The sequence below is a fragment of the Polaribacter sp. 11A2H genome (assembly GCF_011379025.1).
GTDB lineage: Bacteria > Bacteroidota > Bacteroidia > Flavobacteriales > Flavobacteriaceae > Polaribacter.
Genome location: NZ_WTLD01000001.1, coordinates 253,784 through 276,889, shown reverse-complemented (window position 1 = coordinate 276,889; position 23,106 = coordinate 253,784). Strand labels below are relative to the sequence as shown.

The window sequence follows — 23,106 nt, the reverse complement described above, 5'->3', positions numbered from 1 at the left end:
GAGACTTTTTTATAAGTTAATTGATTCCTCTATCAAGAAGATAGGTCTATTTTTTACTTTTTCAAATACATTACCAACATAAATACCAACTATACCTAACATAGATATCACGATTCCTCCCAAAAACCAAATGGAAACGATTAAACTAGCATATCCTACAACAATTATTTCACCTATAAAATACTTATATATAAAGAATAGCGCCATAATAAAAGATATAAATACTGTAATAAAACCAAATTTAACCATCATTCTTAACGGCTTATTTGAAAATGTAATAATATTATTAAAAGCTAAATTAAGTAAAGTAAATATAGTATAGGAACTCTTCCCTTCTTGTCTTGATGAATGATTAACAGGTATAGAAATCTTTTTAAAACCAACCCATTGGATCATTGTTGGAAAAAACCTGATATAATCTTTAATTTTTAAAACTGCTAAAATTGAATTTCTTTTATAAATACCGAAATTAGCAATTCTATGATCGTGCTTTTGATCAGTAAAAAAAGTTAAAAATTTATAAAAAAACAATGATGATATTTTTTTAAAAAAATTATCACTTCTAAACATTCTTTGAGCAAAAACAATATCAAACCCATCTAAAGCTTTGTCATACAACTTTTCAATTTCTTCTGGCACATCTTGTAAGTCTCCATCCATTACAACAATCCATTCTCCTTTTGCGTTTTCTAAACCACAAAAAATAGCTGGATGCTGTCCAAAATTACGACTTAAATTAATCGATTTTATGTTTTTATTTTCTTTTGATAAACTACAAGCTACTTCCCAATCATTACCAGGACTACCATCATTGACTAAAATAATTTCATACGTTTTTTCTAACTTATTGAAAACGGTTTGTAACCTAGCACAAAGCTCTTTTAAAGTTTCGGAACATTTGTACAAAGGAACAACTACTGAAAATTCAATCATCTTAATCCTTTATTAAACTCTCAACTCCCAACTCATAACTCTTTAACCCAAAACCTAAAATAACCCCTTTACAAACTGGCGATAAAAAAGAATGATGTCTAAAAGTTTCTCTTTGATGAACATTAGAAATATGTACCTCAACAACCGGAGTAGTAATACCACTAATAGCATCTGCAATAGCCACAGAAGTATGCGTGTAAGCACCGGCATTTAAAACTACGCCATCATAACTAAAACCAACTTCGTGTAGCTTATCTATAATTGCACCTTCACTATTAGATTGAAAATATTCTATAGTAATCGTTGAATATTTTTTTTGTAGCGTTTCAAAATATTGCTCAAAAGTTTCTGAACCATAAATTTCTGGTTCTCTTTTTCCTAATAAATTTAAATTGGGACCGTTTAGTATCAGTAATTTCATAAAACAAAAATACATTTTTTTACATAAAAAAACGGAAGCTTTTCAGCTTCCGTTCATATATAATAAGATCAATCGTGTCTTTTAATAAAATTACATCAATTTCTGTGAAGTTTAAGATTGAAATCTGTAAACCTATATTATAATACCATTTTAGAATGGAACTAGTTCTCGATATAATTTTTCATCCAAAATAACTCGAACTAACATTGGTGAAACCATTTTTAATTCATAAATTATAACGAATTATTTAAACAATATCTATATTTTATAGTCCGAACATTACGCCCAAACTAACATTGTTCATATCTAAAACATCATTTGAAATTCCAGAATACGAGATATTTAGCTGTGTAGTATCACCAATTTTATAGCCAACTACTGGTCTATAATAAAAACCACCATCTAAATCTTCACTCAAACCTACTGCATAACCAAGGTTTGCTCCAACTACAAATTTTTCTGAAACATTAAATCTTGCCGCACCTGATATTGGCAAATAAGAAGCGTCTGAAGTCTCAAAAGTTACACCACCAAAATCTTGATCTTTTCCAAAAAAATGAGAATACTGAACAGATGGACCTAAGGTAAAACCATCAGCTACAGGAAACATATAATTTAATTCTGCTCCTAATGCTACCCCATAGAAATCATTGGCATCTCCTGTAGGAATACCTACATTTACGCCACCATTTAAAACACCTTCTTGTGCATTTATAGTACTTACACCCATGATTGCTACAAAAGCAACTAACAATACTTTTTTCATAATATTTAATTTTTAAATTCCCTACAAAAGTAAATGAGTACTGGTTTTTACATGAACGTTATTGCTTTAAAAATTGACTCAAATAAGATAGTTGTAGAGAGCAGTAATTAGTTCTATCGTTTATAAATACGTAATATGTCTGGTTGAGCACAGTAGAAATCTTTATTATGAAATAATTAGTCTTCCACTGTGCCTTAACTAATAATAATATCTTTTTCAACTAGTTTAGATAAATAAAAACAGGTATTTATCAATTGAATTCTATAGATTCAATATCTTTATCCCATGAAATGGCAAAACGCAATTAGAGATTTTCAACTCTTTTTAAAGATAGAAAGAGGGCTTTCTAAAAACACAATTGATAGTTATACGAGAGATTTAGAAAAACTGATGTTGTTTTTAGAAGAAAATGAAATCAACCACACTCCTATTACTATTGATGAAGAGTCCATTCAGCAATTTATTTATGAAATTGCTAAAAGTGTAAATCCTAGAAGTCAAGCACGTATTATTTCTGGTTTGCGTAGTTTTTTCGATTATTTAATTTTTGAAGATTATAGAGAGACCAATCCTACGGATTTAATTGAAGCTCCAAAAATTGGAAGAAAACTACCAGACACCTTGTCCGAAGATGAAATTAACAGTCTTATTTCTGCGATCGATTTAAGCCATCCGCAAGGCGAAAGAAATAGAACTATTTTAGAAACCTTGTACAGTTGCGGTTTGCGTGTAAGTGAACTCATTACCCTACAAATTTCTGATTTATTTTTTGAAGAAGGCTTTGTAAGAGTAATCGGAAAAGGAAATAAACAGCGTTTTGTACCGATTCATTATGCTGCTCAAAAATATATTTCGAGTTATATAAAAGATATTAGAGCACATATACAGCCACAAAAAGGTTTTGAAGATACTGTTTTCTTAAACAGACGTGGCAAAGGATTAACTAGACAGATGATTTTTATCATTCTTAAAAACCTCGCTCTAGAAATAGATTTAAAGAAGAAAATTAGTCCGCATACATTGCGACATTCTTTTGCGACACATTTATTAAAAAATGGAGCAGATTTAAGAGCGATTCAACAAATGCTAGGTCATGAAAGTATTACAACTACAGAAGTATATGTGCATTTAGATAAAAGTTATTTAAAGGAAGTGGTAGAAACCTATCATCCTAGAAAATAAAAAAGAGACTACCTAAAAAAATAAAATCCTGTCATGCTGAACTTGTTTCAGCATCTCAACATACTCAAATTCAAACACCAAAAGAGCCTAAAATAAATTCAGGTTGACAAAAAAAAGAGACTACCTAAAAAGATTTAAACCTTGTCATGCTGAACTTGTTTCAGCATCTTTACGCACAGAAATCCAAACACCAAAAGAACCTAAAATAAATTCAGGTTGACAAAAAAGAAGCTGTCTAAAAAGCTTAAAACTTGTCATGCTGAACTTGTTTCAGCATCTCAACGTACTGAAATTCAAACACCAAAAGAACCTGAAATAAATTCAGGTTGACAAAAAAAAAGAAGTTGTCTAAAAAGGTTTAAACTTTGTCTTGCTGAACTTGTTTCAGCATCTTTGCGCACAGAAATCCAAACACCAAAAGAACCTGAAATAAATTCAGGTTGACAAAAAAAAGAAGCTGTCTAAAAAGTTTAAACCTTGTCATGCCGAACTTTGTCTATATCTTTTATAGTGTTTCCGTGATGCTTCCAGGTTTCTAAAGGCGCTGTACCTCTAACATGATCTGTAGTAATTATAAAAGTGGTTTTACCTTTGTAAAAAGAGTTTTGTTGCGTAAAGTCCCATAGTTTTTTTTAATAAATGTATCAGTTCTTTGTGCCGATTTTAAATACGCATCGTATTCGCCATCATGTGCAAAATCATCGGTTTCTCCATAAGAAACAAACACCAATTTTGAATGTTTCTTTTTAATGTTTTCTAATGCATAATGATGTGTAAAAACATCTAAACGAACGCTTCCTCAAGGACTCGGAGTTTCTGTTTGTAATTCATTTAAGAAAACTTCTTTATCTGACAAATTAGCTCCTTTTGCATTTCTGAAACCAGCATTTACATACAAACCGCTTCTTTCTTCGTTGATTCGTAGACACTCAAACAAAAAGGAAAACGATTAATACTAAGAAATACATAAAACCAAAAATTCCTACCATAAACATGATAGGAATTTTTAAAAATATCTAAATAACACAACAGTGCCCTTCCTTTAAGGAAGGATAAAATGGGCTTCTTTTACTTAGCCACATTCACCGCTCTTGTTTCTCTAATAACCGTTACTTTTACCTGACCTGGATATGTCATATCATTTTGTATTTTCTGAGAAATACTAAAAGATAATTCAGCAGCTTTGGTGTCATTTACCTTACCACTTTCTACCATTACACGTAATTCACGTCCTGCTTGTATAGCATACGCTTTTTGAACACCTGGAAAACCAAATGCAATATTTTCTAAATCTTTTAAACGCTGAATGTAAGAATCTAAAACCTGACGTCTTGCTCCTGGTCTTGCTCCTGAAATAGCATCACAAACTTGTACGATTGGCGCTATTAAGGTTTTCATTTCAATTTCATCGTGGTGAGCACCAATTGCATTACAAACATCTGGTTTTTCACCATACTTTTCAGCCCATTCCATACCTAACAATGCGTGTGGAAGTTCGCTTTCCGTATCTGGCACTTTACCAATATCATGTAATAAACCAGCACGTTTTGCAACCTTTGCATTTAAACCCATTTCTGCAGCCATAATTCCACAAAGATTTGCTACTTCACGCGAGTGTTGTAGTAAATTTTGTCCGTAAGAAGAACGATATTTCATTCTACCCACCGTTTTTATCAATTCTGGATGTAAACCATGAATACCTAATTCTATTACGGTTCTTTTACCTACCTCAATAATTTCTTGGGTAATTTGGTTTTCTGTCTTTTTAACAACCTCTTCTATTCTTGCTGGGTGAATTCTACCATCGGTTACTAACTTATGCATTGCCAATCTAGCAATCTCTCTACGCACAGGATCAAAACAAGAAAGAATAATTGCTTCCGGAGTATCATCTACAATAATTTCTACACCTGTTGCAGCTTCTAAAGCTCTAATATTACGCCCTTCTCTACCAATAATTCTACCTTTAACATCGTCTGACTCTAAGTTAAATACAGATACACAGTTTTCTACTGCTTGTTCTACACCTACTCTTTGTATAGTACCTAAAACTACTTTTCTAGCTTCTTGTTCTGCTGTTAATTTCGCTTCTTCAATAGAAGTTTGTACAAAAGCCATTGCCTCTGTTTTTGCTTCATCTTTTAAAGAGGTAATCAATTCTTTTTTGGCATCTTCTGCCGATAAACCAGAAATTTGCTCTAGCATATCTACATGACGCTTGTGCATTTTTTCTAATTCAGACTCTTTATTTTCTAAAAAGTCTAACTTTTTATTAAACTCACCTTCTTTGTGTTCTAAAGATTTATTTAATCTTTTATTTTTATCTACTTCAGAGGCAACTTGAGATTCTCTATCTCTAATACGTTTCTCTACATCAGAAATCTTTTTTTCTCTAGTAAGAATTACTTTTTCATGCTCAGCCTTTAATTCAATAAACTTTTCTTTTGCTTGTAAAATCTTTTCTTTTTTTACAGAATCGGCATCTATCTTAGCTTCTTTTAAGATTGTTGCGGCCTCTTTTCGAGTGCCACTAAGTATTTTTTTTCCTTTTGCTTTTTCCATCGCTTTAGCGATCAAAAAACCACCTGCAATTCCTATCAAAACTCCCACAATAATGGGAAGTATCATTTCCTCCATAATTTAAATTTAATATATAAAAAAAGCCTACATTAGTGAGGTTTTTTAAACTCCAAATATGGTTACTTATAGGACTAACTAACTGTTCAAGGATCCATTCTAGATGGCTTGCTTTAGTAGTTAAGACTCATCCTTCATAATTGAATCGTGTTGAGTTTAATAAACAATGTACTAACGTAGGCAGTGTGTTGTTAATGTATATTTTAAAGAACTTATTTTAAATGAGCATCAACTAAATTAGTCAACGCTTTTATTTTATCTACTACTTCTCTATCTGTAGAATCCTTTTCTAATGAAGCTATTTCTGCTTTTGAAGCAAATTGTAACGCACACATAGCTAAAACATCTTGTTTATCGCTTACTGCATAATTTTCTTCATACATAGAAATTAATTTATTAATAGCAGTTGCGGCTTTTCTCATGCCTTCTTCTTCTTTAGTGTTATTTACACTTAAAGGGTAAGTTCTACCTGCTATAACAATATTAATTTTAAGTTTTCCCACAATTTAATGAACTTTATTTATGTAACTGTATGATACACTTATCGATTTCTCGAATTAAAGTATTTATTTTGAGTTTTGTATCTCTTGTATTTGTACTACTGCCGTCTATAGTTTTTGCAATCTTAAGTAAATCATACTCTTTTTTCTGAACTGCTAATAATTGCTCTCTTTCTTTTAATTGATGTTGTAATTTACTTGTATTCTGAAGCAAAATCTCATTTTCATTCTTCAAAAATTCATAATTTGATAATAAGCTTTCTAACTTATCTTCCAGTAAATGAATTGCTTCAATTGTATTACCCATCTATATTTTAAGAATAAAACTATAACTACAAAGTTAACATTCTGTTTTAAACTTTACAACATTTTGTCACTTATTTTCTATAGCAACTATTAAATTCATAAAATACTCCAGTTAACATTATGGAATTCAATTTGTTTAGACCTAAAATATTCTGTGTAAGTTCAATTTATAAAATGATATTCTTACTAAAAATCATTATTGTCTGATATAATACTTTATAACCACTTCTCTTTTACATCCAATAACCAAGTATTCACTTTAACTACCTAACAAACAGCTACAACTTAAAATAAAAATTAGTCTACTTTATCTCTGTTAAACTATTTCAAAAAAGCAAGAGCATCATTTAAAAATTACGTAAAACCTATTATTAATAAAGGGATTGTCAAAAGAAATATTTTTAATTAAACATTTTTTTTAAATACAAAAACTGCTAAAACCTTTAATTAAGAGCGTCTTATTTCTTAAGCCTTTTAGTACAGCGGTATTAATCATTAAGTTAACTTCAATAACTTATTTTATTAAAAAACTAAAGATGAATTCTTTAACCCAAAAATGATTTTCACTATTTTTGTAGAAAATATTTTCATTTTGAGACAAACCCTATTCTTATTCACCTTATTAGCTGCTTTTTTTGGTCATTCACAAGAAAAGTACCCAAAAGACTATTTTAGAAACCCTTTAGGTATCCCTACTATTTTAGCAGGTACTTTTGGTGAATTAAGAAGCAATCACTTTCATTCTGGAGTAGATATAAAAACCCAAGGAAGAGAAGGACTAAAAATATATGCAGCAGCAGATGGTTATATTTCTAGAATAAAAGTTGCTCAATTTGGTTTTGGTAAAGCTATTTATATTACCCACCCAAACGGGTTTACAACAGTATATGCACACATAAGTAAATATGCTGATAAAATACAAGAGTATGTAAAAGCAATACAATACAAAAAAGAAAATTATGAAACTGGAAACTTGTTTTTTAAACCCAATCAATTTCCTATAAAAAAAGGAGAAGTTATTGCTTTTTCTGGCGATACAGGTAGTTCTGGTGGACCTCATCTACACTACGAAATAAGAGATACTGCCACAGAACACATCATCAATCCGTTGTTTTTTGGGTTGAATCCTATTGATACAAACCCACCTCTTTTTCAGGATTTAAAAATTTATCCATTAAACAGCAATGCTAGAATTAATAATAAAAATAAAAGCACTGTTATTTCTTTAAATAGTATAGAAAAAGGACAATATAAAGTCGGTAAAATCACTGCTTCTGGCGCCATTGGTTTTGGTGTAAATGTGTTTGATAGACTGGACAAAGCAACCAATAAAAATGGAATATTCAGTTTAGAAATGCTTGTAAACGGAAAACGTTTTTATTATCATGATGTAGAAACATTTTCTTTTCCAGAAAGTAAATTCATCAATCTACTTATAGATTATCCGCATTATATAAAATATAAAAAGAAGTATCAAAAAACCTATAAGGATGATGTAAATAAACTTTCTATTTATAAAGACTTAGTTAATAACGGTAAGTTAGATATTTTAAACGGACTAAATTACAACATAGAAATTATTGCAAAAGACTATAAAGGCAATGCAAGCTATTTAAAAATACCAATTGCCGGTACAGAAAATAATACAATCTTTATGCAACCAGCAGATACTACTGCCTATAAAATAGTTGCTAAAAACTTTTATAAATTTACAGAAGATAATGTAACTGTTGCTTTTCCTAAGAACACATTTTACGAAGACCTATATTTAGATTTTAAAGTTGATAAAGGCGTTGCTAAAATTCATACACCTACCATTCCTTTAGCTAAAAATTTTACGTTAACTTTTAATGTTTCTAAATATTCTGAAGCAGAAAAAAAACAACTTTATATAGCAAATGTAAAAAACGCTAAATACCCAAGGTTTCAATATACCAGAAAAAAAGACAGTACATTTTATACCACAACAAAAACTTTGGGCAATTATGCTTTAATGTCTGATACTCATAAACCAAAAGTAAACGTATTATACTTTAAAGACAACCAATGGATTTCTAAAAGAAAAACCATAAAAGTTAAAATTTCTGATATCGGTTCTGGAATTAAAAATTACAGAGCAACGCTTAATGATGAATGGATTTTAATGGAATACAATCATAAAAAAAGAATATTAACCTATAACTTTAGTGATAAAAAATTGGTTGGTAGCAAACATATCTTTAAAATTGTAGTCTCAGACAATGTTGGAAATACCAATACCTTTTCTACAACGTTCTTTAAAAAACAAGTAAACTAAAAACTACGTGAAAAAAATATTACTCTTTTTATGCTTTCTACCTTTCTGTACTTTTGCTCAAAAAATGACAATTCTTAAAGGAACTGTTAATGATAAGGACAAACAACCTATAGAAAAAGTTTCCATAAAGTACAACAACGTTGGTACCACCACAGATAAAAATGGAAACTACTCGATGAGAATTCCATATAAAGAAGAAATTACATTAGTTTTTAGCCATTTAGCTTATAGAACTTTTACTAAAAATTATATTGGAAACAGTAGAAATGGTGTCCGTTACTCCGTTATTCTTTCTTCAAAAACAGAAGAGTTAAAAGAAATTGTAATTAAAGACAACGTAAGAAATGCCCAAGGTATACAGAAGATTGATGTTGCTGTTGTTAAAAATGTAATTGGACCTAATGCGGGTGTAGAAAACGTATTAATGACTTTACCTGGTGTTAGTAATAACAACGAATTAAGTACGCAATACAATGTTAGAGGTGGTAATTTTGATGAAAACTTGGTCTATGTAAACGGAATTGAAATCTACAGACCTTTTTTAATTAGATCTGGTCAGCAAGAAGGCTTAAGTTTTATCAACTCGAATATGGTGCAGAATATTAATTTTTCTGCTGGTGGATTTCAAGCAAAATACGGAGATAAATTATCATCTGTTTTAGATATTACCTACAAAAAACCTACAGAAACGGCTACTACAATAGATGCAAGTCTGCTAGGTGCAAGCGTTACTTTTGAGGGAAATTTTCTAAATAAAAAACTAAGCACCATTACAGGTGTTAGATATAGAGACAATAGCTTATTTGTAAATAGTAAACAAATTGAAACTAATTTTAGACCACAATTTACAGACGTACAAACCTATTTATCTTATGAATTTTCAGAAAAATTTACATTAAACTTTCTAGGGAATTTTTCTTTAAACGATTATAATTATCAACCGATATCTAGAAGAACACGTTTTGGTACGGTTGCAGATCCGTTAGAATTAATCGTTTTTTATTCAGGGCAAGAGCAAGATAAATATTTAACGATGTTTGGTGCATTTTCTGCGGATTATAAGGTGAATGAAGATTTTACATTAACAGCAACCGCATCTAGATACAACACACAAGAAGAAGAACATTTTGATATTGCTGCAGCATATAATTTAGGTGAAGTTGATGCCAATATTGGATCAGAAAATTTTGGTGAAGTAGATTTCTCTCAAGGAATTGGCTCACAATTAAACCATGCTCGTAACGATTTAGATGCCGTAATTACCAATATTCAAATAAAAGGAACGATCAAGAAAGATGATATACAATGGAATTTTGGAGCAAAATATCAAAAAGAAGACATTAGAGATCGTATTAGAGAATGGGAAATGATCGATTCTTTAGGTTTTTCCATAAGACCTCCGTATCATACTTCTAACAATCAACCGTACGAACCTTTTGAAGGTGAAATAACGCCATATCAAAACATCAGAAAAGATAATAACGTTGCCATTAATAGACTCTCTGCCTTTGTACAATTTAACCAACGTTCTTTTTGGAACGAGCATGAAGTTTTTTACAACTTAGGGCTTAGAGCTCAAGGTTGGTCTGTTACAGGAAACGGTATCGAATCTAAAAACCAGACCATTATTAGTCCTAGAGGTCAATTTGCGATCAAACCAAACTGGGATAAGGATATGCTGTTTCGAATTTCTGGCGGATGGTATTCTCAACCACCTTCTTACAGAGAGTTAAGAGATTTTAATGGTGATATTAATGTAGATGTAAAAGCGCAAAAATCGATTCACTTAGTTACAGGAATGGATTATAGTTTTGATATGTGGGACAGACCATTTAAACTAACCACAGAATTGTATTACAAAGATTTATCTGATGTAAACGCTTACTCTATTGACAATGTTAGAATTCGTTATAGAGCAGACAATGTTACAAAAGCGTATGCAACCGGATTGGATGTTCGCTTAAATGGCGAGTTTGTTCCGGGTAGTGAAAGTTGGGTAAGCTTAGGATATTTAAAAACCGAAGAAAATATTGATAACCGAGGTTATATTGCAAGACCTTCTGACCAACGTATCAAATTCGGAATTCTTTTTCAAGATTATGTTCCTAATTTACCAAACCTAAAAGCATACTTAAACTTGGTGTACAATACAGGTGTTCCTGGAGGTTCTCCTTCTTATGCAGATGTATACCAATATCAAAGTCGTTTAAGAGATTATAAACGTGCAGATTTAGGAGTTTCTTATATTTTTGTAGATGCGAATAAACAATATGAAACGGGTTGGTTGTCTAAATTTAAAGAATTATCCGCAGGTTTAGAGCTTTTTAATATGTTTGATATTCAAAACTCAATTACCAACACTTGGGTAAGAGATGTATACTCTAAAACACAATTCGGCATACCAAATTACATGACTGCTAGAGTTTTAAACTTTAAGGTTGGCATGAAATTTTAAATCAAAAATTTTATATCTTTACAAGTAACGAAGCAATCTTTTTCTATGCAGATAGCTTCGTTACTAGTAATAACATTTTTTTTAATCTAAAATCTGAGCAGCGTGTGCTTTTGTTTTCACTTTTAATATAATATCTTCAATTACTCCTTTTTCATCTATTACAAAAGTTGTTCTGTGAATTCCATCATATTCTTTCCCCATAAACTTCTTTGGCCCCCAAACATTAAAAGCTTCAATTACAGCTTTATCTTCATCCGCTAAAAGCGGAAAAGGCAATTCGTTTTTATTGATAAAATTTTGCTGTCTTTTTTCTGAATCTGCACTTACGCCTAAAACATCATATCCTTTTGCTAAAAAAGATTGATAGTTGTCGCGTAAATCACACGCCTCATTAGTACAACCTGGTGTACTTGCTTTTGGATAAAAGAATAACACTAACTTTTTACCTGCATAATCAGAAAGCTTAATGGTATTTCCAGCATTGTCTTTTGCTTCAAACTGTGGAGCATTATCTCCTATTTTTAGTGATGTCATTTTAATTATTTTTATTACAAAGATACAAAGTAACAAAGTTTTCTTCAAGTTTAAAGTCGATAGCTTAATAAAAAGTAAATCTGTATTTATGCTTTCATTCTAATCAACTATAAATCAATAAAAATTTCTAATGTCACACTGAGATTGAAGAAGTGCTTTTAAAATAGTCTTCGACAAGCTCAAACTGATATATAATAGATAAATGTTTATTTAGTATAATTAACAAAAAAGTGAGTTTAAATCTAAAATATGATCAAATTAGCACCAAACACAATTAAAACTCCAAATGTCACACTGAGCTTGTCGAAGTGCACCCAAAATAGTCTTCGACAAGCTCCGACTGAAATATAATAGATAAATTATTCTTTAGTATCATTAATAAAAAAAGTGAGTTTAAATCTAAAATATGATCAAATTGGCACTGCTCCCAATTAAAACTCTAAATGTCACAATGAACTTGTCGAGGTGCATCCAAAACAGTCTTCGACAAGCTCAGACTGACATATTATAGATACATTGTTCTTGCGAAAGATTAACAAAAAATTGAATTAAAAACTAAAACAGTATCAAGTTAAGAATGGTCCCAATTAAAACTCTAAATGTCACACTGAGCTTGTCGAAGTGCATTCAAAACAGTCATCGACAAGCTCAGACTGACATATTATAGATACATTGTTCTTTAGTATCATTAATAAAAAAAGTGAGTTTAAATCTAAAATATGATCAAACTAGCACCAAACACAATAAAAATCTCTAACGTCACACTGAGCTTGTCGAAGTGTTTTTCAATCTAAAAGTTAATTCATAAAAAAAAATAAAGTTTCAACTAGAACTTTGTAAATTTGCAACTTGTAAACTTTGCAACTCAAAAAAATGACCAAACAAGAAAAAGTACAATTTGTAATTGATACACTTGAAGAAAAATATCCGGAAATACCTATTCCTTTAGATCATAAAGACCCGTATACCTTATTAATTGCTGTTTTACTTTCTGCACAATGTACAGATGTAAGAGTAAATAAAATTACGCCTTTATTGTTTGCTAAAGCGGATAATCCTTTTGATATGGTAAAAATGACCGTAGAAGAAATTAAAGAAATTATTCGTCCTTGTGGTTTATCGCCAATGAAAAGCAAAGGGATACATGGTTTATCTCATATTTTAATTGATAAATACAATGGTGAAGTTCCGCAAAGTTTTGAAGGTCTAGAAGAATTACCTGCTGTGGGGCATAAAACGGCAAGTGTAGTTATGAGTCAGGCTTTTGGTGTCCCCGCTTTTCCGGTAGATACTCATATTTTAAGGTTGATGTATCGCTGGAATTTAAGCAACGGAAAAAGTGTTGCACAAACAGAAAAAGATGCAAAACGTTTATTTCCTAGAGAATTATGGAACGATTTACATTTGCAAATTATTTGGTACGGACGTGAATATTCTCCGGCACGTGGTTGGGATTTAGACAAAGATATTATTACAAGTACTGTTGGTAGAAAAACAGTTTTAGACGAATATCATAAAAAAAATTAGGTTGTCTAAAAAGTAATTATTTGTCAATCTGAATTTATTTCAGATTCTTTTTAAAACTGTAATTCAGCAAGTTAAAATACTTAAATAAGTTCAAAACGACAAGATTTATTACTTTTAGACAACCTCATTTAGATCTAAAAGGAGTTTATGCACTAGGTATTGCTTCACCTATTAATATTTCTCCTGCTATTATTTCAAAAGTATTATTAACCGCTGCAGTATCATGTAAAGCATGCACCAAAGTTTGTGCAACATCATCTCTACTAATTTCACCCGATTTATTTAATTTACTACTCAATTCTATTTTACCCTTTCCTTTTTCATTATTTAAGGCTCCTGGTCTAACAATAGAATAAGGCATATTACTTTCTCTTAAATAAGTATCTGCATTTTGTTTTGCCTTTAAGTAATCTTTAAGCGTGTCTGAACTTTCTGGGTTATCGGCTCCCATAGAACTTAACATTACAAACTTTTTAACTTTTGTACGCTTACCAGCATCTATTAACTTCTTGGCGCCTTCTTGATCTACGGCAACTACTTTTTTACCACCAGAACCAGCAGCGAAAATAATTTTATCAATATTTTCTGTTGTAAATGAAACGTCCTTTTCTAAATCTGCTAAAATAGTTGTTACATTTTCATCTTCAAATTGCTTTTTCTGACTCTCTTTACGAACCATAGCAATTGGATTAAAATATTGTGATTTTTGTAATAAGTTTACTATCTTTTTTCCTGTGGTACCATTTGCACCTGCTACTAATATATTTTCCATGACTGCAAGTTCCGTAAAAACCAGAAAGTATTTTACCTCATATCGTCTAAAAAAGAATGCATACAAAAAAAAGCTCCAACGTTAGTTGAAGCTTTTTCCTCTCTTAATTCAAATTCAATTCAATGAAGTCTTTAGATTTGGTTTTTACAAAAGTTAGCGATTTGGAAAAATTAATCAAAAGTTGAATTGTTTCTTGTGTAGGTTGCATCTGTAAATTAGAAGGCTTTTTAGAGTAAAGTTGCATCATATAGTTTATTTAATAAATTGGTTATAAACAACTAACGACATCTTTTTTCTTTTATTGTTAATCTACTAAAATAATTTTATGCTTCTCTATTAACTTGCGCATGTTTATAAGTGCATAGCGCATTCTACCCAATGCTGTATTAATGCTAACACCAGTATTTTCGCTAATTTCTTTAAAACTCATATCTTTATACATACGCATTATCAAAACCTCTTTTTGTTCTTCTGGTAATTCGTTTATAAGCTCTCTAACATCTGTATGTATCTGATCTTTTATAATTTGTTTTTCAGCATTTAGGTTTCCATCTCCTAACACAGAAAAAATATCAAATTCATTTGTATTTTTAAAAGAAGGCATTCTATTTGTTTTTCTAAAATGATCTATCACCAAATTATGAGCAATTCTCATAACCCAAGGTAAAAATTTACCTTCCTCATTATAGGTTCCTTTTTTTAGAGTTCTAATAACTTTTATAAATGTGTCTTGAAAAACGTCTTCTGTAATATCTCTATCTTTAACTTTACTATAAATAAAGCTAAACAGTCTTTGTTGATGTCTTTTAATTAAAACCGCTAAAGCAGCTTCATCACCTTTAATGTAATCGGTTACTAAAAGACTATCTGTAATTGAGTTTTTTTCCATCATAACTACCTTTGAAGAACAAGTTGCTCTTCTTTTTTATATTAAATTAATAATTTAAAAGTAGTTTTTTAGGTATATGCAGCTAATTTAGTGATGCTTATGAGATTCAAATATCATTATTATTTTTCAATTCAACAAATATTTCAGCAAAATTCATTCACATTTGTTTTATAATGGTTTAAAAAAAAGGTATTTTTATAGCTTATATTTTTCATAAATGAAGACTGACATTTCTAAAGTAAACCCGAAAGAAAATATTATAATTAAAGGAGCTAGACTCCACAACCTAAAGAACATAGATGTAGTTATACCGAGAAATAAATTGGTGGTAATTACAGGTCTTTCTGGTTCTGGAAAGTCATCTTTAGCTTTTGATACGCTATATGCAGAGGGTCAAAGACGTTATGTAGAGAGTTTAAGTTCGTATGCGCGTCAGTTTTTAGGAAAATTGCACAAGCCAAAAGTAGATTATATTAAAGGTATTGCACCTGCAATTGCTATTGAGCAAAAAGTGAATTCTACAAACCCACGTTCTACCGTAGGTACCTCAACAGAAATTTACGATTATATAAAATTATTATACGCAAGAATTGGTAGAACCTTCTCGCCTATTTCTGGTAAAGAAGTTAAAAAAGATACGGTTTCTGATGTTGTTAATTTTGTAAAAGAGTTTGATGAGAAAACAAAACTGTTATTATTAGCACCTATTTCTATTGATGAAAACCGCGATCTAAAAACTGTTTTACAGGTTTTAGAACAACAAGGATATGCACGTTTAAAATGGAATGATACTGTTTATAGAATTGCAGATTTTCCGCAAGCGGATTTTAAAAATGAACCTTTATATTTAGTAGTAGATAGAATTGTAACCAAAGACAATGAAGATTTTTACAATCGATTAGCAGATTCCATTCAGACTGCTTTTTTTGAAGGAAAAGGCATTTGTTTTATAGAAAATTTAGCAGATAATAAAGTCGCAGAATTTAGTAATAAATTCGATTTAGATGGCATGTCTTTTTTAGAACCCAACACACATTTATTCAGTTTTAACAATCCGTATGGTGCTTGCCCAACTTGTGAAGGATATGGAAACGTCATTGGTATTGATGAAGACTTAGTGATACCAAATACGGGTTTATCAATAATGGAAGATTGTATTTTTCCGTTTAAAACACCTTCTTACATACATTATAAAGAAGACTTAATAGATGTTGCGTATCAGTTTGACATTCCTATTCACAAACCTTGGTTCGAGCTTACAGAAGAACAAAAAGAATTAGTTTGGAATGGTAATAAATCATTCAACGGAATTCATCATTTCTTTACTGTGTTGGAAGAAAAAAGTTATAAAATTCAGAATAGAGTAATGCTTTCTCGCTATCGCGGAAAAACAAAATGTACGTCTTGTAACGGAAAACGTTTGCGACACGAAACTAATTTTGTAAAAATAAATGATAAGACAATATCCGATTTAGTAACGCTTCCGTTAGATGAATTGGCTCCGTTTTTTAAGAACATCAAACTAGATAAATACGAAGAAAAAATAGGAAAACGTTTGTTAACGGAAATCAACAATCGTTTGTTGTTTTTAACCGATGTTGGCTTGTCTTATTTAACCATCAACAGAACATCTAACACACTTTCTGGAGGTGAAAGTCAGCGTATTAATTTGGCAACTTCTCTTGGAAGTTCTTTAGTAGGTTCTATGTATATTTTAGATGAACCGAGTATTGGTTTGCATCCAAAAGATACCGAAAGATTGATTGGTGTTTTAAAAGATTTACGAGATTTAGGAAACACGGTTGTTGTGGTAGAACACGATGAAGATATTATGCGAGAGGCCGATTATATTATAGATATTGGTCCGGAAGCCGGAACTTTTGGAGGCCACGTAGTTGCCGAAGGAAACTTCAACGATATCTTAAAATCTGACTCATTAACGGCAAAATATTTAAACGAAGAATTAAAAATTGAAGTTCCTACAAAGCGTAGAACTTCTAGAAATAGCATTCAAATTATTGGTGCAAGAGAAAACAATTTAAAAAATGTAGATGTTACATTTCCGCTAAATTGTTTATCTGTAATTACCGGCGTTTCTGGTTCCGGAAAAAGTACGTTGGTTAAAAGTATTTTGTACCCAACAATGCAAAAAAAACTGATTGGTCACGGAGAGAAAGTCGGTCAGCATACAGATGTTATTGGTGATTTTGACACTTTAAAACACGTCGAGTTTATCGACCAAAACCCTATTGGGCGTTCTTCTCGTTCTAATCCCGTAACCTATATTAAGGCTTATGATGATATTAGAGCACTGTTTTCTAATCAGAAATTATCTGGCATCAGAAACTACAAACCAAAACACTTTTCTTTTAACGTAGAAGGCGGTCGTTGCGAAGTTTGTAAAGGAGAAGGAGAAGTTACTATAGAAATGCAATTTATGGCAGATGTGCATTTAGAATGCGATGTTTGTAACGGAAAACGCTTTAAGAAAGAAGTTTTAGAAGTTAAGTTCGACGGAAAATCTATTGATGATATTTTAAACTTAACCATCGATGATGCTGTTGCTTTTTTCTCGGAAAATTTAGTTCCTAAAATTGCCAGTAAATTAAAGCCTTTGCAAGATGTTGGTTTGGGTTATGTAAAATTAGGTCAGTCCTCTTCTACCCTTTCTGGTGGAGAAGCGCAGCGTATAAAATTAGCGTCGTTTTTGGTAAAAGGAAACACCAAAGACAAGGCATTGTTTATTTTTGATGAACCTACAACAGGCTTACATTTTCATGATATTAAAAAATTATTGGCGTCATTTAATGCTTTAATCGACAAAGGGCATTCCATTATCGTCATAGAACATAATATTGAGTTAATTAAGTGTGCAGATTATATTATAGATTTAGGTTTAGAAGGTGGTAAAAATGGTGGAAACCTTATTTTTCAGGGAACTCCAGAAGATTTAGCAAGAAATAAGGAATCTTATACCGCTAAATATTTGGCGGAAAAGTTGATTTATTAGAAGCTATTTCCTGCTTTTCACTGTATCTTTTTATAGCTGTCATTGCGAAGTTTACTTTTTTGTAAACTGTGGCAATCTCTTAATTGAAGAAAGATGCTTATTTATAAAAGCTATAAAAAGGATGCCGTTTCAATCAGGGCTAAACTTGTTTGCCAACTAAATGATATCGTTAAAGTATGTTTGTCATTTTTAGCGAAGGATGAGGAGGAATCTCGAAACATTATAATGATGAGATTTCTCAATCGCTAAAAAGCTCATTTCGAAATGACAAGTGGTAGAAAATAAAATAGATAGTTAAAAGACCTCACAGGTTTTTAAAACCTGTGAGGTCTGGTAAAAAAAATAGCATAAGATGATTACAAATCTAACAGACAAACAGAAAATAAATTGGGTAAGAATCCTTGCAATACTTGCGGTTTTAATAATGATGGTGTATGCGCCAAAATTATGGGTTACCACAAAAGTGTTTCCTTTAATTCCGTTGTTCGATTGGCTACCAACATTTGTTTATCCGTTCGATTATATTTTAGCCGGATTCTTTTTCTTAATTCAAGTTGTCTACATTTTTCAGAATAAAAGGTGGCAAGGTTTTACTGTTCTTGCGCTCTATCTCTTTTTAGCACTCGCAGATCAAAACAGACTACAGCCCTACTTCTATCAAAGTTTCTTAACCATTTTTGCGATAGAAATTTTCAGCAGAAAAGCAAATCCAAGAAAAATATTATATGCTATCATTCTTATCTTTTTCGCTACCTATTTTTGGAGCGGAATTCAGAAATTAAATGAAGCTTTTTACATACAATGGTTAAGCGCTATTAACAAGCACTTTAGTTTTTTACCACAGTGGTTTTTAGTTGCTTTTACCTATGCAGTTCCCTGGCTAGAAGCTTTAATGGGCGTTTTATTGCTCTTTAATAAAACAAGAAAATTCGGAGTTGTTTTTATTCTATGCATGCACGGAACAATTACGTTTCTATTATTCTATTTAGGTTATGGTTACAATGTTGTGCCTTGGAATATTCAGAACATGTTAAGTGTATTTATCATTTTTTGGACTTTAAAAACATCAAATGCATTAGCGTTTTTCTTACAGTTTTTCAACAAACAAAAAATAGCTGTATTGGTTTTTACAATGTTTTTACCATTAGCAAATAACCTAACTGGCTTTTACGATAATTTGTTATCATTCCATTTTTTTACAGCAGATTTAAAATACTATATTGTGTATTTAGATGATGAATTAAAGGAAAAATTACCAGAAAATGTTCAAGATTTTTATAGAGTTTACCAAGGTAAAACCTATATAAATGTAATAGAATGGTCTAAACAAGACAATAAGGTTTTGTTCTATCCAGAAGACAGAGCCATCGAATATTTAGATCATTATTTATGTTCTTTTGCTAAAGACCCTAAAAAAGAAGGTTTAACCCAATTGGTAAATTACAACAAAGTTATTAAGGAGTAAAAAAGCCGTTTAAACTTTCATCTAAATTAATCTGTGCTAAATCTATCTTACCCAAACCATTATCACTTACTAACGGAATAGTATCAAACAAAATATTAAAATATTGAGCGCCTAATCCGAAGAAAGAAATCGTAAATTTTCTGGTTTGATAACTTGATTCAATTGTTAAATCTAAATTAAAGAGTAATAAACCGTCTAAATTATTTGCTACCAGACTCTCTATTTGTGTTTTTTAGATAACCGTAACATTGCGTACTGACTTATTTACAGATTACGCACTGTATCACCTTGTAACCACAACCTCATCTAAAACCATAATTTTGTTGAATCTTTTTTTCTCTCTTGACTAAAAATAGTCAAAGAAAACGTCTGTAATAATAATAATGCAATTTAATTATTTAGAAACATTCTTAATAATTTTAAATAAATACACATCTTATTCTTATTCAGTCTAAATAAAATTCATATTTTTGTCAAAACTCTTTAAAACCAAAATTTTAAAAATGACCAAATTATTATTAAGTACGTTACTACTTTTTGTATCCATTTCTATAAATGCACAAAGCAAAAAAACAAAAGATCAAAATGCTATAAAAAAAATGTGTGGATGTTTTGAAGTTACCTTCAATTTTGCAGAAACTTTTAATTACAGTAACGATTCTACTTATAAACCTTCTAAAAATAAAGTTGATAAAGCTTTAGAGTGGGCAGGTTTAATAGAAGATAGTAATAACAAAATATCAATTCAGCATTTACTACAAGTTGGTAACCCAGACAAACCGATGATTATAAAACATTGGCGACAAGATTGGTTATTTGAAAACACATATTTTTATACGTATAACGGAGACAACAACTGGATTTTTGAACAGAAAGACAAAAAAAAAGTTAAAAAACAATGGACACAAAAAGTGTATCAAGTAGATGATAGTCCGCGTTATGAAGGTTCTGGTACTTGGGTTCATGTAGACGGAAAAAATTATTGGGAAAACGAAACTACAGCACCTCTACCAAGAAGAGAATACACCAAAAGAAGCGATTACAACATTACTTTAAGAGGTAATAGACATGAAATTACCAATTACGGTTGGGTACATGATCAAGACAACAGTAAAATTATTAGAAAAGAAGGAAAAGAAGATGTTGTTTTAGCTAAAGAAAAAGGATATAACACCTATGTAAGGGTTGCAGATAGTAAATGTAAAGCGTCTGCAGATTGGTGGAAAACTAAAAACGACAAATGGCAATTAGTTAGAAACAAATGGAACGAAGTTTATGGTAGAAATACAGACTTATTATTAGAAACAAAAGTAGAATTTAAAGAATTATACAAACATTTATTTTCTGATGAAATAACAAAAAAAGAAGAAATTAACACAATAATAGAATCATTCGTAAAAAATAAAAAATGAAAAAAATTAAACTAGTAGTACTCGTAGCAATATTATTTATAAGCACAGTATCTGTAGCACAACAAAAACAATCAAATATATTTTTAGATAGAGATTTTTGGGGCACCAACCCAAGCGTAAAAATTATTGAACAAAAAATAGCAGAAGGGAACAACCCAAGTGAAATAAACAATCGCGGTTTTGATGGTGTAACCTATGCCATTTTGCAAAAAGCGCCAAATGAAACCATTAAACATTTACTTTCTAAAGAAGGAAATGGCGTTAATAAAATTACACATGATAAGAGAACGTATGTTTTTTGGGCTGCTTATGTAGATAATTTAGAACTGACGGCTTTTTTAATTAAAAACGGAGCAAATTTAAACCTTAAAGATTCTCATCAATCTTCTCCATTAACGTATGCTGCAAATGCAGGAAATACGAATACTAAAATCTATGATTTATTTATAGAAAACGGAATAGATATAACAACTGATACCAACGGAAACGGAGCAAATGCTTTACTTTTATTACTTCCTTCATTAAAAAATTTAGATTTATTAGATTATTTCACATCAAAAGGATTGTCTATAAACAGCACTGATAATGATGGAAACGGTGCTTTTAATTATGTTGCTAAAAAAGGAAATAAAGAACTGCTAGCCTTATTAATAGCCAAAGAATTACCTTATAAAAACTTAAATAAAAATGGTGAAAATGCTCTTTTATTAGCTACAAAAGGTGGTCGTGGAGGTTACAATTCTTTAGCCTTTTTAAAATATTTAAACAGTCTGGGGCTGGATGCAAATGTTGTAAATAAGGAAGGACAGAATGCACTACACTTTTTAGCTTCAGGAAATAAAGACTTAGCTACTTTTAATTATTTTTTAAGCAAAAATGTAGATGTTAATCTTGCTGATAAGCAAGGAAATACACCTCTAATAAATGCAGCAAGTAGAAATTCTTTAGAAGTTGTTACTTTTTTATCAGAAAAAACAGCATACCCTAATCATGTAAATAAAAAAGGAAATTCTGCACTTTCAATCGCCGTGAAAAATAATTCTAGTAACGTTGTAGCATATTTAATTAATCAAAAATCTGACTTAAATGTAACTGATGAAGACGGAAATACTTTAGCGTATTATTTAATTAACAGCTTCAACGAAAAAAGAAATGATGATTTTGATTCAAAAAAGGACTTACTTCTTAAAAATGGTGTAAAATTAAATGAACTTCAAGGTGGTAACAATACGTTATTTCATATTGCATTAGATAAAGAAAATATCAATTTATTAAAAGAAGTAAATTCTTACGGTATAGATATAAATACAAAAAATGCCGAAGGGTATACGGTACTTCATTTAGCTGCTATGAAATCTAAGGATACTAAAATTATGGAATATTTATTAAGTATTGGAGCCGATAAAAATATACAAACCGATTTTGAAGAATCTACTTACGATTTAGCTTCTGAGAACGAATTATTAGAAAAAACGGATATTAACTTTTTAAAATAATAAAAAAATGAAAACTAAAAATATATTTAAAATAACACCATTAATAATTGCAATTGCATTTGTGTTATTTAGTTTTAAGAGTAGTGAAACAAGTTCATATAAATGTATGATTCAGTTAACAAATTATACTGGTGAAGGTGCCTATATTGTAATTTCATTACTAAATTCTGATGGAGAATATGAAGAAACTCTAAATGTTTTAGGAGACGATGATGAATGGTACTCTAACCTTACTGAATGGTGGAAGTTTCAAGGAACAAAACGTACAGACATAGATGCCGTTACAGGAGCAACTATTAGTGGTGGAGAACGCGCTATAAGTGTTATAAAAATTGATGACAGTAAAATAAATGCGGGTTATAAAATCCGTTTTGAAACTTCTGTTGAAAACCAGGAATACTACAAAGATGATGTGGAATTTGAATTAACATCTGAAAACGTTAAATCTAAAATTGAAGGAAAAGGGTTTATTCGTTATATAAGAATTATGCCACAATAAAAAATT

At 30.6% G+C, this 23,106-nt stretch carries 19 protein-coding genes and 1 other RNA gene; 9 read left to right on the top strand and 11 right to left on the bottom strand.

Features of this window, described 5'->3' with window-relative positions; translation table 11 throughout:
* Window positions 1–9: 9 nt before the first annotated feature.
* The 3 genes from GQS58_RS01265 to GQS58_RS01255 all read right to left on the bottom strand — a co-directional run bounded on the left by GQS58_RS01265 (window position 10) and on the right by GQS58_RS01255 (window position 2,120).
* Window positions 10–933 (bottom strand): glycosyltransferase family 2 protein, encoded by a 924-nt coding sequence (locus GQS58_RS01265; protein ID WP_166382065.1) that lies wholly within the window; start codon window positions 931–933, stop codon window positions 10–12.
* A gap of 1 nt (window position 934) precedes the next feature.
* Window positions 935–1,354: a type II 3-dehydroquinate dehydratase gene (aroQ, locus tag GQS58_RS01260; RefSeq protein WP_166382063.1), complete on the bottom strand. Its 420-nt coding sequence runs from the start codon at window positions 1,352–1,354 to the stop codon at window positions 935–937.
* Window positions 1,355–1,619: 265 nt separating this feature from the next.
* Window positions 1,620–2,120, bottom strand: a complete 501-nt coding sequence (locus GQS58_RS01255) for a transporter (RefSeq protein WP_166382061.1) — start codon at window positions 2,118–2,120, stop codon at window positions 1,620–1,622.
* Between the two features lie 285 nt (window positions 2,121–2,405).
* Here GQS58_RS01255 and xerD point away from each other — a divergent pair, with 285 nt between their 5' ends.
* The gene (gene xerD, locus GQS58_RS01250; RefSeq protein WP_166382059.1) at window positions 2,406–3,302 is read left to right on the top strand and encodes a site-specific tyrosine recombinase XerD; all 897 of its coding nucleotides are present in this window, start codon (window positions 2,406–2,408) and stop codon (window positions 3,300–3,302) included.
* Window positions 3,303–3,873: 571 nt separating this feature from the next.
* Here the strand turns inward: xerD and GQS58_RS01245 are convergent.
* The 5 genes from GQS58_RS01245 to GQS58_RS01220 all read right to left on the bottom strand — a co-directional run bounded on the left by GQS58_RS01245 (window position 3,874) and on the right by GQS58_RS01220 (window position 6,746).
* Window positions 3,874–4,032: a hypothetical protein gene (locus GQS58_RS01245; protein WP_166382057.1), complete on the bottom strand. Its 159-nt coding sequence runs from the start codon at window positions 4,030–4,032 to the stop codon at window positions 3,874–3,876.
* A 338-nt stretch (window positions 4,033–4,370) separates the two neighbouring features.
* Window positions 4,371–5,939 (bottom strand): ribonuclease Y, encoded by a 1,569-nt coding sequence (gene rny, locus GQS58_RS01235; protein ID WP_166382055.1) that lies wholly within the window; start codon window positions 5,937–5,939, stop codon window positions 4,371–4,373.
* Between the two features lie 47 nt (window positions 5,940–5,986).
* Window positions 5,987–6,095: non-coding RNA, 6S RNA (gene ssrS, locus GQS58_RS01230), on the bottom strand.
* Window positions 6,096–6,151: 56 nt separating this feature from the next.
* Entirely contained in the window at window positions 6,152–6,442 is a 291-nt protein-coding gene (locus tag GQS58_RS01225) for a cell division protein ZapA (protein WP_166382053.1), read from the bottom strand.
* Window positions 6,443–6,455: 13 nt separating this feature from the next.
* Entirely contained in the window at window positions 6,456–6,746 is a 291-nt protein-coding gene (locus GQS58_RS01220) for a hypothetical protein (protein WP_166382051.1), read from the bottom strand.
* Window positions 6,747–7,337: 591 nt separating this feature from the next.
* Between GQS58_RS01220 and GQS58_RS01215 the strand changes: the two genes are divergently transcribed.
* Together GQS58_RS01215 and GQS58_RS01210 are read left to right on the top strand one after the other, a co-directional pair.
* Window positions 7,338–9,041, top strand: a complete 1,704-nt coding sequence (locus GQS58_RS01215) for a M23 family metallopeptidase (protein WP_166382049.1) — start codon at window positions 7,338–7,340, stop codon at window positions 9,039–9,041.
* Window positions 9,042–9,105: 64 nt separating this feature from the next.
* Window positions 9,106–11,496 carry a carboxypeptidase-like regulatory domain-containing protein gene (locus tag GQS58_RS01210; RefSeq protein WP_205860353.1) on the top strand — a complete coding sequence of 797 codons (2,391 nt, stop codon included), beginning with the start codon at window positions 9,106–9,108 and terminating at the stop codon, window positions 11,494–11,496.
* Window positions 11,497–11,577: 81 nt separating this feature from the next.
* On the opposite strand, the gene bcp is transcribed toward GQS58_RS01210, so the two are convergent.
* Window positions 11,578–12,030, bottom strand: coding sequence for a thioredoxin-dependent thiol peroxidase (gene bcp / locus GQS58_RS01205; protein WP_165730456.1), 453 nt, complete (start codon window positions 12,028–12,030; stop codon window positions 11,578–11,580).
* 873 nt (window positions 12,031–12,903) lie between these two features.
* On the opposite strand from bcp, the gene GQS58_RS01200 reads away from it, so the two are divergent.
* On the top strand, window positions 12,904–13,557 hold the full coding sequence (locus tag GQS58_RS01200; RefSeq protein WP_166382045.1) for an endonuclease III domain-containing protein: 654 nt from the start codon (window positions 12,904–12,906) through the stop codon (window positions 13,555–13,557).
* Between the two features lie 145 nt (window positions 13,558–13,702).
* On the opposite strand, the gene GQS58_RS01195 is transcribed toward GQS58_RS01200, so the two are convergent.
* A complete protein-coding gene (locus tag GQS58_RS01195; protein ID WP_166382043.1) occupies window positions 13,703–14,329 on the bottom strand; it encodes an SDR family oxidoreductase in 627 nt (208 codons plus the stop codon).
* A 304-nt stretch (window positions 14,330–14,633) separates the two neighbouring features.
* Window positions 14,634–15,218, bottom strand: coding sequence for an RNA polymerase sigma factor (locus GQS58_RS01190; protein ID WP_205860352.1), 585 nt, complete (start codon window positions 15,216–15,218; stop codon window positions 14,634–14,636).
* A gap of 217 nt (window positions 15,219–15,435) precedes the next feature.
* Here GQS58_RS01190 and uvrA point away from each other — a divergent pair, with 217 nt between their 5' ends.
* The 5 genes from uvrA (at window position 15,436) to GQS58_RS01165 (ending at window position 23,100) form a co-directional block, all read left to right on the top strand.
* The gene (gene uvrA / locus GQS58_RS01185) at window positions 15,436–18,228 is read left to right on the top strand and encodes an excinuclease ABC subunit UvrA (protein WP_166382039.1); all 2,793 of its coding nucleotides are present in this window, start codon (window positions 15,436–15,438) and stop codon (window positions 18,226–18,228) included.
* A gap of 352 nt (window positions 18,229–18,580) precedes the next feature.
* Window positions 18,581–19,693, top strand: a complete 1,113-nt coding sequence (locus tag GQS58_RS01180; protein WP_166382037.1) for a MauE/DoxX family redox-associated membrane protein — start codon at window positions 18,581–18,583, stop codon at window positions 19,691–19,693.
* Window positions 19,694–20,196: 503 nt separating this feature from the next.
* A complete protein-coding gene (locus GQS58_RS01175; RefSeq protein ID WP_166382035.1) occupies window positions 20,197–21,105 on the top strand; it encodes a DUF6607 family protein in 909 nt (302 codons plus the stop codon).
* A complete protein-coding gene (locus tag GQS58_RS01170; RefSeq protein ID WP_166382033.1) occupies window positions 21,102–22,601 on the top strand; it encodes an ankyrin repeat domain-containing protein in 1,500 nt (499 codons plus the stop codon). Before GQS58_RS01175 ends, GQS58_RS01170 begins: the two co-directional genes overlap by 4 nt.
* Before the next feature lie 7 nt (window positions 22,602–22,608).
* A complete protein-coding gene (locus GQS58_RS01165; protein WP_166382031.1) occupies window positions 22,609–23,100 on the top strand; it encodes a DUF2271 domain-containing protein in 492 nt (163 codons plus the stop codon).
* The last annotated feature ends 6 nt before the right edge of the window (window positions 23,101–23,106 follow it).

Excerpts from the sequence above, each read along its gene's own strand:
- GQS58_RS01265 (WP_166382065.1), bottom strand. The coding sequence starts at position 933 with ATGATTGAATTTTCAGTAGTTGTTCCTTTGTACAAATGTTCCGAAACT.
- aroQ (WP_166382063.1), bottom strand. The coding sequence starts at position 1,354 with ATGAAATTACTGATACTAAACGGTCCCAATTTAAATTTATTAGGAAAA.
- GQS58_RS01255 (WP_166382061.1), bottom strand. The coding sequence starts at position 2,120 with ATGAAAAAAGTATTGTTAGTTGCTTTTGTAGCAATCATGGGTGTAAGT.
- xerD (WP_166382059.1), top strand. The coding sequence starts at position 2,406 with ATGAAATGGCAAAACGCAATTAGAGATTTTCAACTCTTTTTAAAGATA.
- rny (WP_166382055.1), bottom strand. The coding sequence starts at position 5,939 with ATGGAGGAAATGATACTTCCCATTATTGTGGGAGTTTTGATAGGAATT.
- GQS58_RS01220 (WP_166382051.1), bottom strand. The coding sequence starts at position 6,746 with ATGGGTAATACAATTGAAGCAATTCATTTACTGGAAGATAAGTTAGAA.
- GQS58_RS01210 (WP_205860353.1), top strand. The coding sequence starts at position 9,106 with ATGACAATTCTTAAAGGAACTGTTAATGATAAGGACAAACAACCTATA.
- bcp (WP_165730456.1), bottom strand. The coding sequence starts at position 12,030 with ATGACATCACTAAAAATAGGAGATAATGCTCCACAGTTTGAAGCAAAA.
- GQS58_RS01200 (WP_166382045.1), top strand. The coding sequence starts at position 12,904 with ATGACCAAACAAGAAAAAGTACAATTTGTAATTGATACACTTGAAGAA.
- GQS58_RS01195 (WP_166382043.1), bottom strand. The coding sequence starts at position 14,329 with ATGGAAAATATATTAGTAGCAGGTGCAAATGGTACCACAGGAAAAAAG.
- GQS58_RS01190 (WP_205860352.1), bottom strand. The coding sequence starts at position 15,218 with ATGGAAAAAAACTCAATTACAGATAGTCTTTTAGTAACCGATTACATT.
- uvrA (WP_166382039.1), top strand. The coding sequence starts at position 15,436 with ATGAAGACTGACATTTCTAAAGTAAACCCGAAAGAAAATATTATAATT.
- GQS58_RS01180 (WP_166382037.1), top strand. The coding sequence starts at position 18,581 with ATGATTACAAATCTAACAGACAAACAGAAAATAAATTGGGTAAGAATC.
- GQS58_RS01175 (WP_166382035.1), top strand. The coding sequence starts at position 20,197 with ATGACCAAATTATTATTAAGTACGTTACTACTTTTTGTATCCATTTCT.
- GQS58_RS01170 (WP_166382033.1), top strand. The coding sequence starts at position 21,102 with ATGAAAAAAATTAAACTAGTAGTACTCGTAGCAATATTATTTATAAGC.
- GQS58_RS01165 (WP_166382031.1), top strand. The coding sequence starts at position 22,609 with ATGAAAACTAAAAATATATTTAAAATAACACCATTAATAATTGCAATT.